The following is a 14,202-nucleotide window of genomic DNA, read 5'->3' as shown; positions in this document are numbered from 1 at the left end:
ACGCCTTATGCAAAACCTCAATTCCACGACCGTTCCGGAACATGTTGCCATCATCATGGATGGCAACGGGCGTTGGGCGAACGCGCGTGGGCTGCCGCGCACGATGGGGCACCGCAAGGGTGTCGAGACCGTTCGCGCCGCCGTCAAGACGGCGGGCGACTTGGGGATCCGCTACCTCACGCTTTTTGCCTTTTCCTCGGAAAACTGGAGCAGGCCGGCGGCGGAAGTCAGCGATCTGATGGGGCTGCTCAAGACCTTCATCCGCCGGGATCTTGCCGATCTGCACCGCGAGAATGTCCGCATCCGAGTCATCGGTGACCGCTCCAACCTCAGAGGCGACATTCTACCGTTGCTGGTGGAGGCGGAGGAAACGACGCGGGCAAATACCGGGATTACGCTCGTCATTGCCTTCAATTACGGCGCCCGGGACGAAATGACACGAGCCATGCGGCGGCTGGCGACGGAAGTCGCCGAAGGACGCTTGCGGCCGGAAGACATCAACCCCGAGCGTATCGCGGCGATGCTGGACACGTCGGACATTCCCGATCCGGACCTGATCATCCGCACCAGCGGCGAAGAGCGTCTCTCGAATTTCCTTCTTTGGCAGGGCGCCTATTCGGAACTGATCTTCGTTCCGGAGTTGTGGCCGGACTTTACGCGCGAAACGTTCCAGGCGGCGCTTGAAAAATACGCCTGCCGCGAGCGCCGCTTCGGCGGCGTCGCCGAGCCCACGTTGGCGGTCGGTTCCTGATGCAGACTGAACTTAAGCTTCGTATCGCTTCGGGCGTGGTCCTCGCAGCGGTGACACTAGCGGCGACCTGGTTCGGCGGTTTGGCGTTTCAGTTGCTGTCGGCGCTGATTGCGCTGCTCGTCTATTATGAGTGGTCGACGATCACGGACCTCCAGGAGCGGGATTTCCAAGGCAATGCCGTTGGTTGGCTGGGCGTCGTGATCATCGCCGGCCTGATCGTGACCGGCTATATCGGCTACAGCCTTCCGGTCCTAGCCGCTTTTGTAGTTCTCACTGTCCTTTGGGTATTTCTGCAGAAGACCAGTTGGTGGCTGCCGGGTGGCATCGCCTATGCCGGGCTGACCGGCATTTCGCTTGCGGCCCTTCGCGGCGCCGACGATCTTGGCTTGATGGCGACGCTGTTCGTCTTTGCCGTCGTCTGGGCGACCGACATCTTCGCCTATTTTACCGGCCGCGCGATCGGTGGACCGAAGCTCGCGCCACGCATATCGCCCGGCAAGACATGGTCGGGTGCCATCGGTGGCACAATTTGCGGCATCGTTGCCGGTGTTGCCGTCTTTATGGCTTATTTTTCACTGCAAGATCTCCGCATTCCGATCATTGCGCTGGTGCTTTCCGTCGCCAGCCAAGTGGGAGACTTGTTCGAATCCTTCATCAAGCGCCGTTTTGGGGTGAAGGATTCCAGCCGTCTCATTCCGGGGCATGGCGGCGTTATGGATCGGGTCGACGGGTTGATTTTCGCGTGTGTCGCGGCGTTGATTCTGGTCATGATTCAGTATTTCGTCAGCGATGGGCGCCAGATCGCTTTCGGATCCGTCCTGTATAGCCTTTGAGCTTTGGCCCGCGGGTGCTTGAGGAACGTTCATGACATATCTGCTTGATGCCCTTCAGATTCTGACCGGCTACGTCGTCCCATTTCTTCTGGTGCTGACGCTGCTGGTCTTTGTGCACGAGATGGGCCACTACCTCGTCGGCCGCTGGTCGGGCATCCGCATTCTGGCTTTTTCGATCGGCTTTGGCCCTGAACTCGTCGGCTGGACCGACCGGCACGGAACGCGGTGGAAACTGGCGGCGATTCCCCTTGGCGGTTACGTCAAGTTCTACGGCGACGAGGATGCGGCGAGCGTGCCGGACTACAAGCGCCTGGAGGCGCTGGCGCCGGAAGAGCGCAGCCAGACCTTCCTCGGCGCCAAATTGTGGAAGCGTGCGGCAACCGTCGCCGCCGGACCGATCGCAAACTTCATTCTCGCCATCGCCATCTTTGCCGTGCTGTTTTCCGTCTACGGGCGTCAGGTCGCCGATCCGGTGGTTGCGCGGGTGAATGAGAACAGTGCCGCTGCGCAAGCCGGTGTCGTGCCGGGAGACCGTCTGATTTCGATCGACGGCACGCCGGTCGTCACCTTCGACGACGTTCGCCGCTACGTCAGTGTTCGCCCGGAAATGCCGATTTCGATCCGAATCGAACGCAACGGCGCGATGCTCGATCTGTCCATGGTGCCGCAGCGTACCGAGCTCACGGATCAGTTTGGCAACAAGATGGAAATCGGCGTCATCGGTATCCTGACCGACCAGGAAGCCGGCAATTTCCGCACGGTCAACTATGGTCCGATCGAGGCCGTCGGGCAGGGCGTCCTGCAAAGCTGGCACGTTGTCACCGGTACTTTCGACTATCTCTCCAATGTCGTGACCGGGCGGATGAAGGCGGATCAGATCGGCGGACCGATCCGCGTCGCCAAGGTCTCGGGGCAGATGGCGACGCTTGGAATTCCGTTTTTGCTGAATATTGCCGCGATCCTGTCTGTTTCCATAGGATTGCTTAACCTCATGCCCGTTCCGGTGCTTGATGGCGGCCACTTGATGTTCTATGCGGTTGAGGCCTTGCGCGGAAGGCCGGTGGGCCCGGCCGCGCAGGATGTCGCCTACCGGATCGGTTTTGCCATGGTGCTGATGCTCATGGTCTTTGCCACCTGGAACGACATATCGATGTTCTTCGGCTAGCGTTCGGCCGGGGAAACGGCGAGGGGGATTTCGACGGATACTGTGAACGATTGGTTTTCAACGGCTTGCGACGAAAGGTTTTGTTTACGATAAATCGAAGCTGTAGTGGCCGTTAAGCCACGGTTCGAATTGAAGTAAACAGAAATTAACGAGCTGGCTTGCTTGTATGGGAAAAGCGGTTAAAACGGCAACCGTGACCGGAGTCGGCACGAAACTGCCGCGCGACGTTTGGAAAAGGTAAGATTTGAACATGAAAGCTGGTTCAAGGTTTTTGAACGCGGTGTCGGCGGCTGCGCTGTCAACAAGCATTGTTGTTTCCGGCGCTGGTGTTGGGTTGCTCGCAGGCACGTCCGTTGCAGAAGCTGCGGTCATCAATCGTGTCGAAGTGCGCGGCGCCACGCGCGTCAGCGCTGAGACGGTTCGCGCCAACATCACGATCGTTCCGGGCAAGAGCTTCAACAACACCGACATCGACGCTTCCGTGAAGCGCCTGTATGCGACTGGCTACTTCTCCGACGTCAGCATCAACGTTTCGGGCGGCACGCTGGTCGTCAGCGTCAGCGAGAATCAACTCGTCAACCAGGTCGTCTTCAACGGCAACCGCAAGATCAAGGACGACAAGCTGCAGGGCGTTGTGCGCACGCAGCCGCTCGGTCCTTATAGCGAAGCGACGGTTGAGACGGACATCCAGTCGATCAAGGACGCCTATGCGGCGATCGGTCGTGGCGATGTCACGGTGACGACGCAGGTCGTTCCTGTCGCCGAAGGTCGCGTCAACCTCGCGTTCGTCATCAACGAAGGCGAGCGCACCAAGATTTCTCAGATCAACTTCGTCGGCAACGAAGCGTACAGCGACGGTCGCCTGCAGTCGGTCATCGCGACGAAGGAATCGGGCATCTTCTCCTTCATTACGCGGAAGGACGTCTACAATCCCGACAAGCTGCGCGCGGACGAAGAACTGTTGCGTCAGTTCTACTACAACCGCGGCTACGCCGACTTCCAGGTCGTTGCCTCGGATGCGACCCTGAATGAAGCGACCAACGAATACACGGTGACGATCACCGTCGAAGAAGGTCCGCGCTACGACTTTGGTTCCGTCAACGTCGAATCGACCGTTGAGGGCATCAACGCCGAAGAACTGAAGGGGCTTATCGTCAGCCGTCAGGGTTCGGTCTACAAGGCCAAGGACGTTCAGGCGACGATGACCGAGATCTCGAAGCGCGTCGCTTCGGCTGGCTACCCGTTCGCTCGCGTCACGCCTCGCGGCAACCGCGATCTCGGCAACCACACGATCGCCGTCGACTACCTCGTCGACCAGGGCGAGCGCGCCTATGTCGAGCGTATCGAAATCCGCGGCAACACCCGTACCCGCGACTACGTTATCCGTCGCGAGTTCGACATGGGTGAAGGCGACGCCTTCAACCAGGAAATGGTAGCGCGCGCCAAGCGTCGTCTCGAGGCTCTCGGTTACTTCTCGACTGTCAACGTTTCGACCGCTCCGGGCAGCGCCGCTGACCGTGTTGTCGTGATCGTCGACGTACAGGATCAGTCGACCGGTTCGTTCGGTATCGGTGCAGGTTACTCCGCCGGTAGCGGTGGTGGCTTCCTCGTCGAAGCTTCGATCGAAGAAAAGAACTTCCTCGGCCGTGGTCAGTACATCCGCGTTGCCGCTGGTCGTGGTGACGAGAGCCGCACGTACAACGTTTCGTTCACGGAGCCGTATTTCCTCGGCTATCGTCTGGCCGCAGGCTTCGACGTCTTCAAGAACGAAAACGACTTCGATGACGACAACTACAGCTACGAAGATCAGGGCTTCAGCCTGCGCGTGACCGCGCCGATCACCGAGAACCTGTCGACGACGCTGCGTTACAACTTCACGCAGTTCGATTATAGCGGTAACGTCGCGAAGCTTTCTTCGCCGTACGTTCGCGCGGTCGAGGGTGGCAACTGGGTTCGTTCGTCGGTGTCGCAGTCGATCACGTACAACACGCTCGACGATGCGCAGCTGCCGCATGATGGCATTCTCGCGACCTTCACGCATGAATTCGCCGGCCTCGGTGGTGACTCCGACTTCTACAAGATGACCGGTAAGGCCAAGTGGTACTACACCGTTAACGACGAAGCCGACATCATCGCTTCGCTCGGCGGTAGCGCCGGCCATATCTTCGAAACCGGTAGCGATCTGCAGGTCTTCGACCAGTTCCAGCTCGGCACCAGCGACATCCGTGGCTTCGAGCGTAACGGTGTTGGTCCTCGGGACAAGGCAACGGGCGATGCGCTCGGCGGTACGACCTACTTCACGGCTTCGGCCGAGGCGACGTTCCCGCTTCCGGGTATCCCGCGTGACAGCGGCTTCCGCGGTGCGGTCTTCGCTGATGCCGGCACGCTTTACAGCAACCAGGTCAAGATGGCCCCGGGCGAGACCGTGCAGGGCAACAACTCGTCGCTGCGTGCATCGGTCGGTGTTGGTCTGATCTGGGCTTCGCCCTTCGGTCCGCTGCGCGTCGACTACGCATGGCCGATCGCCAAGGAAGATTTCGACAAGGTTCAGAACTTGAAGTTCGGTATTTCCTCGTCGTTCTGATAAGAAGCAGTCCAGAACTGCCAGAAGATCGTTCTGGAGTGTACATGGAACAGAACTGGTTTTTTCCGCCCCACGATGGGATCCGCCTGGGCGACCTGGCGGATCGAATTGGGGCGGAATTGGTGGATGTCGCGGTCGCTGACCGTGCTGTCCGCTCCGTAGCGCCGGTCTATCGGGCAAAGCCCGGGGACGTCTGCTATATGTTGTCTCGCAAGAGCCGTGCCGAGCTCGAAACGTGTGAAGCATCGGCGATCATTTGCGATAAGACGATTTCGTCTCTCGTCCCTGCACATATTCCCGTCCTTTTGACAGCGCGGCCGCACACGGCCTTTGCGCTTGCCGGCACGTTGTTGCACGAGATTGCGATGCGTCCGGCACGCAATACGAGCCTGCGCGGCATCGCGCCTGGGGCGTTCGTGGATCCGACGGCGCGGCTTGAGGACGATGTCGAGGTCGAACCGACGGCTGTGGTTGGTGCCGGCGCCGAGATCGGCCGCGGCACGCGGATCGCGGCCGGCGCGGTCATCGGCCCAGGCGTGCGCATCGGTCGCGAGTGCACGATTGCCGCAGGTGCAAGCGTGCTTTGCGCTCTCGTCGGCAACAGCGTGATCATTCACCCCGGCGCTCGCATCGGTCAGGACGGCTTCGGCTATGCGCCGGGTCCGAAAGGCGGGATGATCAAGATCGTTCAGGTCGGACGGGTGATCATTCAGGATCATGTTGAGATCGGCGCGAATACGACCATCGACCGTGGCACGATGGATGACACAGTGATCGGCGAGGGTACGAAGATCGACAATCTCGTTCAGATCGGTCACAACGTGCGCATTGGTCGCTATTGCGGCATCGTCAGCGGGGTCGGCATCGCCGGCAGCACAAAGATCGGCGATGGCGTCATGATCGGCGGCGGCAGCGGCGTCAATGGCCATATCACGGTTGGTGATGGCGTCCAGATCGCCGCCATGAGCGGCGTGGCGGCTGATGTTCCCGCCGGCGAACGGTACGGCGGTATTCCAGCGCGCCCGATGCGTGATTTCCTGCGCGACGTTGCGGAAATGGCCATGCGGGCAGAGGAAAGACAGAAAAAGAAGAAGGGCGGCGCGAATGAGTGAAGCAGCAACGGTTCTCGGCACGGCGGATATTCAGGAAATCCTGAAACTGCTTCCCCATCGCTACCCATTTCTGCTCGTCGATCGCATCATCGAGATCGACGGCGACAATTCGGCGATCGGCATCAAGAACGTTTCGGCGAACGAGCCGCATTTCACCGGCCATTTCCCGGAGCAGCCGATCATGCCGGGCGTCCTGCTGGTCGAGGGCATGGCACAGACCGCCGGCGCGATCTGCGCCCGCAAGGTGGGAACCGGCACGAACCTGGTCTATTTCATGACCATCGACAATGCCCGTTTCCGCAAGCCGGTCGTGCCCGGAGATCGCGTCGAATTCCATGTCGTGAAGCAGAAGCAGCGCGGCAATATCTGGAAATTTCACTGTGACGCAAAAGTTGACGGGCAACTTGTCGCAGAAGCTGATATCGGCGCGATGATAGTCAGCAAGGAAGACGCCTGAACATGATTGCAGCATCTGCGAAGATCCACCCGTCCTCGATCGTCGAGAGCGGTGCTGTGATCGGCGAGAACGTCAAGATCGGCCCGTTTTGCTACATCGGGCCGAAAGTCGTTCTGGCCGACGACATCGAGCTTCTCAGCCATGTCGTGGTGATCGGCCGGACGACCGTCGGCAAGGGAACGAAGATTTTCCCGAACGCCGTTATCGGCGGTGACTCCCAAAGCGTTCATCACAGTGCCGTCGATACCGAACTTCTGATCGGCACCAATTGCACGATCCGTGAAGGTGTGACGATGAACACCGGGACCGTCGAGCATGGCGGTAAGACGGTCGTCGGCGATAACAATCTCTTTCTCGCCAACTCGCACGTGGCGCATGATTGCCGCCTCGGCAGCAACATCATCCTGTCCAACAATGTGATGCTGGCGGGCCACGTCACGGTCGAAGATCGCGTCATTCTCGGCGGCGGCTGTGCGGTCCACCAGTTCACCCGCGTCGGCCGTCAGGCCTTTGTCGGCGGTCTGTCGGCTGTCAGCTACGACGTCATTCCCTATGGCATGCTCAACGGCAATCCCGGTCTGCTGAGCGGTCTGAATGTCGTCGGCATGAGCCGGGCTGGCATCGATCGTGCAACGATCCATGTGGTTCGCCGCGCCTACAAGCAGATCTTCGAAGGGCCGGAATCGATCCGCGCCAATGCCGCAGCGATTCGCGAAGACTATATGGATTGCGCGCCGGTCATGGAAATCCTCGATTTCATCGGCGCCGAGAGCGACCGCGCGCTATCTTCGCCGCAACGCGGCAAGGCCTGACCGTGATGTCTTCTGCTGCGAGCCGCGCGGCGACCAGCGGCCGGCTCGCAATCATCGCTGGTGGCGGCGCGCTGCCTCATCACGTTGCCGAAGCGGTTCGTGCACGCGGCGAAGATCCCTATATCATCGCGCTCACGCGTGAAGCGGAAGAATCCGATTGGGTCGATTTTGACCATTCGGTTCTGGCGATCGGCGATTTCGCCAATATCAGCCGCACATTCAAAGAAGAGGGCATCGACCGCGTCGTCTTGTCCGGGTGGGTTCGGCGTCGGCCGGAGTGGCGCGATATCCGCCCGACGTTGCGGACCCTCGCAAAGATACCGTCAGTGCTGAAGACCTTGGTCTCGGGCGGGGACGATGCGGTTCTGCGCATGGCGATGCAGCTGATCGAGGCAAGCGGCGCGCACGTCATCGGCGTGCACGAGGTGGTACCCAATCTCCTGGCCGAATCGGGCCCCATCGGTGCTGTGAACCCTGACGGTGACGACCAACGCGACATAGAAGCGGGCATCGCTGCGGCCAACGCGCTCGGCGCGCTCGACGTGGGGCAGGGGGCGGTTGCGGTCGGCGGGCGTGTCGTAGCGCTCGAGGGCGCCGAGGGCACGGACGCCATGCTGGAGCGTGTCGCCGTCTTGAAGGCGGAGGGGCGCGTCTCTTCGCGCCGGCGCGGCGTTCTCGTCAAACTTTGCAAGCCCGGGCAGGATCTGCGCGCGGACCTGCCGTCGATCGGCCCGTCCACCATCGCGCTTGCCGAGAGGGCCGGTCTTGCCGGGGTTGCCGTCGAAGCCGGACGGGCGCTGGTGCTGGAACGTAGCGAAGTGGTCAAGGTCGCCGATCAAGCGGGGCTCTTTGTCGCCGGAGTGGAGCGCACTTCCGGAGGTATCAGACGATGAACGCGCCACGTTACAAGCTCGCAGTGATCGCGGGTGAAGTTTCCGGCGACCTTCTGGGTGCCGATCTCGTCCGCGCGCTTCGGGCGCAAAGCCATTCCGACGTCGAACTCGTCGGGGTCGGCGGCGAGGCGCTGGAGGCCGAGGGCCTTCGCTCGTTGTTCGACTATTCCGAACTGTCGATCATGGGCTTCACCCAGGTGCTCGCCCGTCTGCCGAAGCTGATCATGCGTATTCGCCAAACGGCAAAGGCGATCATCGCAGCCCGACCCGACGCGCTTCTGATCATTGATAGCCCGGATTTCACCCACCGCGTGGCGCGAAAAGTGCGCGCCGCATTGCCGGATCTGCCCGTCATCAACTACGTCTGCCCGAGCGTCTGGGCCTGGAAGCCGGAGCGAGCACCGCGCATGCGCGGTTACGTCGATCACGTGCTCGCCGTCTTGCCGTTCGAGCCGGAGGCGATGGAGCGGCTGCAAGGCCCCCCGACCACCTATGTCGGCCATCGCCTTGCAAGCGACGCCAATGTGCTCGCCGTTCGCGCAAGCCGCCAGCCGCGCCTTGCGGGCGCCAAGGACGGGCGTGTTGAGACATGTCTTCTATTGCCGGGCTCGCGCTCCAGCGAGGTCGGTCGCCTGCTACCGATCTTCCGCGCAACAGTCGAGGAACTCGAAGCCCGCCATCCGGGAATTCGCTTCCTGCTCCCGACCGTCCTGCGCCAGGAGAAGTTGGTGCGGGAAATCACCGCATCCTGGACGATCCAACCGGAAATTTCCGTCGGTGCGGCCGATAAATGGGCGGCCTTCGATCGAGCCGACGCGGCGATTGCTGCTTCGGGTACGGTCATTCTGGAACTCGCTTTGGCTGGCGTGCCCGTGGTTTCAACCTACGCGCCGGATTTCCTGGTGAAGTTCCTGCACAAGCGCATCCGCATCTGGAGCGGGGCATTGCCGAACCTGATCGCCGATTTCCCGATCGTCCCGGAATATTTCGGCGAATCGATCCGCCCCGGGGCCTTGACGCGCTGGATGGAGCGGCTTTCGGGCGCAACGGCACAGCGGGCCTCGATGCTCGACGGTTACGCGCTGGTGCAGCATCGCATGACGACCGATCATCCGCCGGGCGAGATGGCGGCCAAGATCGTTTTTGGCTATCTCAACAAGAGCCAGCCGTAAGACTTAGCGCCGCCCGAGCGCACGATTGCCGCAATACTTCTGAAGACGGTGCCTGGTGCAAAGTGTGCGCTAGGGTGGCGCTGTGTTGCCGCCATTACGAGACCGGCCACAACTGGTCCGAAGCGTCGATCCAGCCCTGCAAAAACAAAAGCCCGGTCATCGCTGACCGGGCTTTGTTGTCTCTGCTGATTGTCAGTCTCAGCGCTTGGAAACCGGCACGTAGTCGCGCTGCGGAGCGCCGACATAGAGCTGGCGCGGACGGCCGATGCGCTGTTCCGGATCCTCGATCATCTCGTTCCACTGCGCGATCCAGCCGACGGTACGGGCAAGCGCGAAGAGAACGGTGAACATGGTGGTGGGGAAGCCGAGAGCCTTCAGCGTGATGCCCGAGTAGAAGTCGATGTTCGGGTAGAGCTTCTTCTCAATAAAGTACTCGTCGGTGAGCGCGATGCGTTCGAGTTCCATCGCCACTTCGAGGAGCGGATCGTCCTTGTGGCCGAGTTCGGCGAGCACTTCATGCGTGGTCTTCTGCATGATCTTGGCGCGCGGATCGTAGTTCTTGTAGACGCGGTGACCGAAGCCCATCAGGCGGAACGGATCGTTCTTGTCCTTGGCGCGGGCGATGAATTCCGGAATACGGTCGGCCGTGCCGATTTCGGCAAGCATGTTGAGCGCCGCTTCGTTGGCGCCGCCGTGAGCCGGGCCCCAGAGGCAGGCGATGCCGGCCGCGATGCAGGCGAACGGGTTGGCACCCGACGAGCCGGCGAGGCGAACCGTCGAGGTCGAAGCGTTCTGTTCGTGGTCGGCGTGCAGGATGAAGATACGGTCCATGGCGCGCGACAGAACCGGGTTGACGACATATTCTTCGCAGGGAACGGCAAAGCACATGCGCAGGAAGTTCGAGGCGTAGTCGAGGTCGTTCTTCGGGTAAACGAAGGGTTGGCCGATGTGGTACTTGTAGGCCATGGCCGCAATCGTCGGCATCTTGGCAATCATGCGTAGCGACGCAACCATGCGCTGGTGCGGATCGGTGATGTCGGTCGAGTCGTGGTAGAAGGCAGAAAGCGCGCCGACGCAGCCGCACATGACGGCCATCGGGTGTGCGTCGCGGCGGAAGCCGGTGAAGAAGCGCGACATCTGCTCGTGCACCATGGTGTGGTGCGTGACGCGGTAGTCGAAGTCAGCCTTCTGCGCCTTCGTCGGCAGTTCGCCGTAAAGCAGCAGGTAGCAGACTTCCAGGAAGTCGCCGTGCTCGGCGAGCTGTTCGATCGGATAGCCGCGGTGGAGCAGCACGCCTTCGTCGCCGTCGATATAGGTGATCTTGGATTCGCACGACGCCGTCGACGTGAAGCCCGGGTCGTAGGTGAACATCTTCGTCTGCTTGTAGAGCGAGCCGATGTCCACGACGTCAGGGCCGATGGACCCAGATCGCACCGGAAGATCCGCCGACTTTCCATCGAGTGTTACAACCGCGGTTTTATCAGTCATCGGACCCTCCGTCTTATGGCAACGTGGCACACAGACGTGCCACGACAATGAACGTTGCGAATTTGCTATATGATTTATTTTCGACTGCCAAGCTGTACGAAAGGCAAATTGTGCGATGCGAAAATGTGCATATGGCGACGCAATAATGGCATGTTACGGCAATAAGTCCAAAGAGATCAATAAGCTCGTCCGATGATGGTGCGGTACCATTCTATATAGGTTTGCCGCTTTTTTCGGCAGATAGCGCCTCGGTTGCAGTTGCGCTGCGTTGGTTGCATGATCGACCGCGAAGTCAGGGTCCAAAGTGCGGGCGCAATGAGCGAAACGGAAATGCGGCAAGCGTCGCTCGACGTCGAACGCGGAAGCTTCAGGCTTCCCGGATCCGATGCCGCCGTTATCGCCGCGACATTACCTACGCGAGGCCGGTTCTCCCTGTTTCTCCGGCCATCGTGGCAAGCAATTGCGGGCCGCGCAGCCCGTTTCCGGCCTGCCGCGCTTAAACCGGCATTCCTCGCCGCGATCGAAGAGGAACGGGCATTCGGTCACGGTTTCGTGTTGATCCCGGTGTTCTTGATCTTCGGCGTGCTCGCCTGGCTGGCGCTGCCCTTCGATGTCCGGATTGCCAATCTTGCAGTGCTGCTGTGCATTTTCGGAATAGCAGCGGTGGCCTGTCGGTGGCGGCTGGCGCCTTTGAGGGCTCCGTTGATTGCAGTAACGCTGTTCGTCTCCGGCATGCTGTTGGTCGCGATCGAGACGTGGCGCACCGACACGGTTGTTCTCGACGCTCCGGTGACCACGAACCTGCGGGGCGTGGTCTTTTCGCGCGAGCAGGATGATCGCGGCCGGTGGCGCTACGGGCTGGAGATCGAGGAAACGAGCCGGCCAAAGCTGCGCCGCCAGCCGCTGAAGGCGACGCTGGTGACGCGGGGCTCCGGAGAGCCGTTTCCGCTCGGCGCCCTGATCGAGGGCAGGGCGCGGCTGTCTCCGCCCTCGGGTCCGGCGCTGCCCGGCCTGAACGATTTCGCCTTCGACAGCTATTTCAAGGGAATCGGCGCCGTCGGGTTTTTCTACGGCGCGCCCAAACTATCCGAGAAGGTGGCGACCGAAGAGCCTGGGACGGCTTTCTCGCTGCGTTCGGCAGCGACGAAAACCATGGCCGCAATGCGGGAAACGGTTGGCGAGAGGATCCGCGCCTCGATCGGCGGCGATACCGGCGCGCTTGCGGCGGCTCTGGTGACCGCAGAGGAAAGGGCCATCAGCCGGGAGACGGTCGAGGTGCTGCGACAGGCGGGGCTAGCGCATGTGCTGGCGATCTCCGGCCTCAACATGGCGCTGGCAGCCGGCACGTTTCTGATCGGCGCACGCACTGCTCTCAGCATGGTTCCGGGGCTGGCGCACCGTGTGCCGATCAAGAAGGTTGCCGCTGCCGGTGCGCTGCTGATGGTCTGCCTCTACATCCTCATTTCCGGCGGCGCCGTATCGGCACTTCGCGCCTGGATCATGATCTCGATCATGTTGGTCGCGGTGTTTTTCGACCGCATGTCGATCAGCCTGCGCAACGTCGCGCTCGCCGCAATCGTCATCGTGGTTCTCATGCCTTCGGCTGTGGCCGGGCCAGGCTTCCAGATGTCCTTCGCCGCCACCCTGGCGCTGGTTGCCGGCTACGGGCGCTGGCGCGAACGGCGCACCGGCAAGGCCGAAGCGGCTGGCGGCCGCACCAAGGGGCGTCTCATCACCGGCGCCGCCGCAGGCATCCTCATCACCTCGCTCATCGGCGGCCTGGCAACGTCGGTCTATTCGATCGCCTACTTCCACAGGCTGCCGGCCTATGGCCTGCTCGCAAACATTCTCACCATGCCGCTGATCAGCATCGTGATCATGCCGTTCGGTCTGTTCGCCATGCTGCTGATGCCGTTCGGGCTTGAGCATCTGCCTTTGATGGCGATGGCGTGGGGTCTCGATCGGATGCTCGACGTCGCCCGGTTCGTGACGTCGCTCGATGGCGAGGTCGTGACCGGCCGCATCGGACCCACCGGCTTCGTGCTGATCGCGATCGGCGGGGTTTTTCTCTGCGTGCTGCGCAGTTGGCTGGCAATCTCTGGCATCGTGCTGATCTGTGCAGGCTTCTTCAGTCTGGCATTGGAAGATGGGAGTCGGCCCGACATCGTGATCGCCGAGGACGGACGCCTTCTCGGTCTGGTCACGGATGATGCCATCGCAACGAACCGGCCGCGCCCGCCGGACTTCATATTTTCGCAATGGCAACGGGCGCTCGCCGTGGGGGAGCAAGAGCGGCCGGTCATGCTCCCGCCTGCAGCCGATGATTTTTACCCGGCTATGGAACAGGCGGTCCGACGAGCGCCGCCGATCGATGGAGAGAAGGCTACGGCGATCCGTGCGGATTTTTCATCGGCCATCGAGGCAAGCCGGCCAGGCCGATTTGTCTGCCGCGACAAGCAATGGTGTGCGGCGCGCAGCGCCATCGGCTGGACGATCGTCACCCTCGAAAATCCCCGCCTCTTTCCCGCCCTTTGCGATCAGGCAGACCTGATCGTGGTCGCCGCGCGGGTGGATGTGGAAGCGTGCGCGCCGCGCCGAGCCCGCATCGTCGACGCACGGACGCTGCGCCGCACGGGCGCAATCGAAATTCGGGCGGCACAGCAGGAAGGGCAGGGCTCACCCGTCATGCAAATCCGGCCGGCTTTCACGACGCTTGCCCGTCCCTGGGCGCGCCATCGCACCTATGATTGGCGCAGCGACACCTTCATCGAAGATCAGCCGACGCCCTGAAAACGCCTGTCCAGTTCCGGCAATGGGTGGTTGCGAAATTATTCTTGATTGATAAACTCCACAAATCCTTGTCATTCGGTTTTCCTTTGCTTAAAGAGCCCCGGAAGCGCGCAAGGGTAGCGGCGGATGACGGAAAACCCTTCGC

Annotated in this window: 12 protein-coding genes; 10 read left to right on the top strand and 2 right to left on the bottom strand. The window is 61.4% G+C overall.

Annotated features, from left to right (window positions below; genetic code table 11):
* Positions 1-7: 7 nt before the first annotated feature.
* Genes ASE71_RS08290 through rseP form a run of 3 tightly spaced genes read left to right on the top strand, consistent with a single transcriptional unit; the run spans position 8 to position 2,749 of the window.
* Positions 8-751, top strand: coding sequence for an isoprenyl transferase (locus tag ASE71_RS08290; RefSeq protein ID WP_060516958.1), 744 nt, complete (start codon positions 8-10; stop codon positions 749-751).
* A complete protein-coding gene (locus tag ASE71_RS08285) occupies positions 751-1,584 on the top strand; it encodes a phosphatidate cytidylyltransferase (RefSeq protein ID WP_034796700.1) in 834 nt (277 codons plus the stop codon). The genes ASE71_RS08290 and ASE71_RS08285 overlap by 1 nt, the downstream gene beginning before the upstream one ends.
* 31 nt (positions 1,585-1,615) lie before the next feature.
* Positions 1,616-2,749 carry an RIP metalloprotease RseP gene (gene rseP, locus ASE71_RS08280; protein WP_034796698.1) on the top strand — a complete coding sequence of 378 codons (1,134 nt, stop codon included), beginning with the start codon at positions 1,616-1,618 and terminating at the stop codon, positions 2,747-2,749.
* Between the two features lie 84 nt (positions 2,750-2,833).
* Here the strand turns inward: rseP and ASE71_RS36205 are convergent, their stop codons facing one another.
* On the bottom strand, positions 2,834-3,058 hold the full coding sequence (locus ASE71_RS36205; protein ID WP_162251000.1) for a hypothetical protein: 225 nt from the start codon (positions 3,056-3,058) through the stop codon (positions 2,834-2,836).
* Between ASE71_RS36205 and bamA the strand changes: the two genes are divergently transcribed.
* From bamA to lpxB, 6 genes are read left to right on the top strand one after another with little or no spacing between them, the layout of a single operon-like run.
* Positions 3,000-5,333: an outer membrane protein assembly factor BamA gene (bamA, locus tag ASE71_RS08275; RefSeq protein ID WP_060517400.1), complete on the top strand. Its 2,334-nt coding sequence runs from the start codon at positions 3,000-3,002 to the stop codon at positions 5,331-5,333. The genes ASE71_RS36205 and bamA overlap by 59 nt on opposite strands.
* A 44-nt stretch (positions 5,334-5,377) precedes the next feature.
* The gene (gene lpxD / locus ASE71_RS08270; protein WP_034796696.1) at positions 5,378-6,445 is read left to right on the top strand and encodes a UDP-3-O-(3-hydroxymyristoyl)glucosamine N-acyltransferase; all 1,068 of its coding nucleotides are present in this window, start codon (positions 5,378-5,380) and stop codon (positions 6,443-6,445) included.
* On the top strand, positions 6,438-6,902 hold the full coding sequence (gene fabZ, locus ASE71_RS08265; protein ID WP_034796695.1) for a 3-hydroxyacyl-ACP dehydratase FabZ: 465 nt from the start codon (positions 6,438-6,440) through the stop codon (positions 6,900-6,902). The genes lpxD and fabZ overlap by 8 nt, the downstream gene beginning before the upstream one ends.
* Positions 6,899-7,714: an acyl-ACP--UDP-N-acetylglucosamine O-acyltransferase gene (gene lpxA / locus ASE71_RS08260; protein WP_060516960.1), complete on the top strand. Its 816-nt coding sequence runs from the start codon at positions 6,899-6,901 to the stop codon at positions 7,712-7,714. The genes fabZ and lpxA overlap by 4 nt, the downstream gene beginning before the upstream one ends.
* A gap of 5 nt (positions 7,715-7,719) precedes the next feature.
* Entirely contained in the window at positions 7,720-8,607 is an 888-nt protein-coding gene (locus ASE71_RS08255; RefSeq protein ID WP_034796693.1) for an LpxI family protein, read from the top strand.
* Positions 8,604-9,779 (top strand): lipid-A-disaccharide synthase, encoded by a 1,176-nt coding sequence (gene lpxB, locus ASE71_RS08250; RefSeq protein ID WP_060516962.1) that lies wholly within the window; start codon positions 8,604-8,606, stop codon positions 9,777-9,779. Before ASE71_RS08255 ends, lpxB begins: the two co-directional genes overlap by 4 nt.
* Before the next feature lie 198 nt (positions 9,780-9,977).
* On the opposite strand, the gene gltA is transcribed toward lpxB, so the two are convergent.
* The gene (gene gltA, locus ASE71_RS08245; protein ID WP_034796688.1) at positions 9,978-11,267 is read right to left on the bottom strand and encodes a citrate synthase; all 1,290 of its coding nucleotides are present in this window, start codon (positions 11,265-11,267) and stop codon (positions 9,978-9,980) included.
* Positions 11,268-11,582: 315 nt separating this feature from the next.
* Here gltA and ASE71_RS08240 point away from each other — a divergent pair, with 315 nt between their 5' ends.
* Positions 11,583-14,057 (top strand): ComEC/Rec2 family competence protein, encoded by a 2,475-nt coding sequence (locus tag ASE71_RS08240; protein ID WP_060516964.1) that lies wholly within the window; start codon positions 11,583-11,585, stop codon positions 14,055-14,057.
* Positions 14,058-14,202: the final 145 nt, after the last annotated feature.

The organism is Ensifer sp. Root954, from assembly GCF_001429005.1.
Taxonomy (GTDB): domain Bacteria; phylum Pseudomonadota; class Alphaproteobacteria; order Rhizobiales; family Rhizobiaceae; genus Ensifer; species Ensifer adhaerens.
Note: the sequence above shows the minus strand (reverse complement) of the source record. Positions and strands in the feature narration are given on the sequence as shown.

What these genes read in the sequence shown, in the direction of transcription:
- bamA (WP_060517400.1), top strand. Translation starts at nt 3,000, where the DNA reads ATGAAAGCTGGTTCAAGGTTTTTGAACGCGGTGTCGGCGGCTGCGCTG.
- ASE71_RS36205 (WP_162251000.1), bottom strand. Translation starts at nt 3,058, where the DNA reads ATGCTTGTTGACAGCGCAGCCGCCGACACCGCGTTCAAAAACCTTGAA.
- lpxD (WP_034796696.1), top strand. Translation starts at nt 5,378, where the DNA reads ATGGAACAGAACTGGTTTTTTCCGCCCCACGATGGGATCCGCCTGGGC.
- ASE71_RS08285 (WP_034796700.1), top strand. Translation starts at nt 751, where the DNA reads ATGCAGACTGAACTTAAGCTTCGTATCGCTTCGGGCGTGGTCCTCGCA.
- gltA (WP_034796688.1), bottom strand. Translation starts at nt 11,267, where the DNA reads ATGACTGATAAAACCGCGGTTGTAACACTCGATGGAAAGTCGGCGGAT.
- rseP (WP_034796698.1), top strand. Translation starts at nt 1,616, where the DNA reads ATGACATATCTGCTTGATGCCCTTCAGATTCTGACCGGCTACGTCGTC.
- ASE71_RS08290 (WP_060516958.1), top strand. Translation starts at nt 8, where the DNA reads ATGCAAAACCTCAATTCCACGACCGTTCCGGAACATGTTGCCATCATC.
- ASE71_RS08240 (WP_060516964.1), top strand. Translation starts at nt 11,583, where the DNA reads ATGAGCGAAACGGAAATGCGGCAAGCGTCGCTCGACGTCGAACGCGGA.
- lpxB (WP_060516962.1), top strand. Translation starts at nt 8,604, where the DNA reads ATGAACGCGCCACGTTACAAGCTCGCAGTGATCGCGGGTGAAGTTTCC.
- ASE71_RS08255 (WP_034796693.1), top strand. Translation starts at nt 7,720, where the DNA reads ATGTCTTCTGCTGCGAGCCGCGCGGCGACCAGCGGCCGGCTCGCAATC.
- fabZ (WP_034796695.1), top strand. Translation starts at nt 6,438, where the DNA reads ATGAGTGAAGCAGCAACGGTTCTCGGCACGGCGGATATTCAGGAAATC.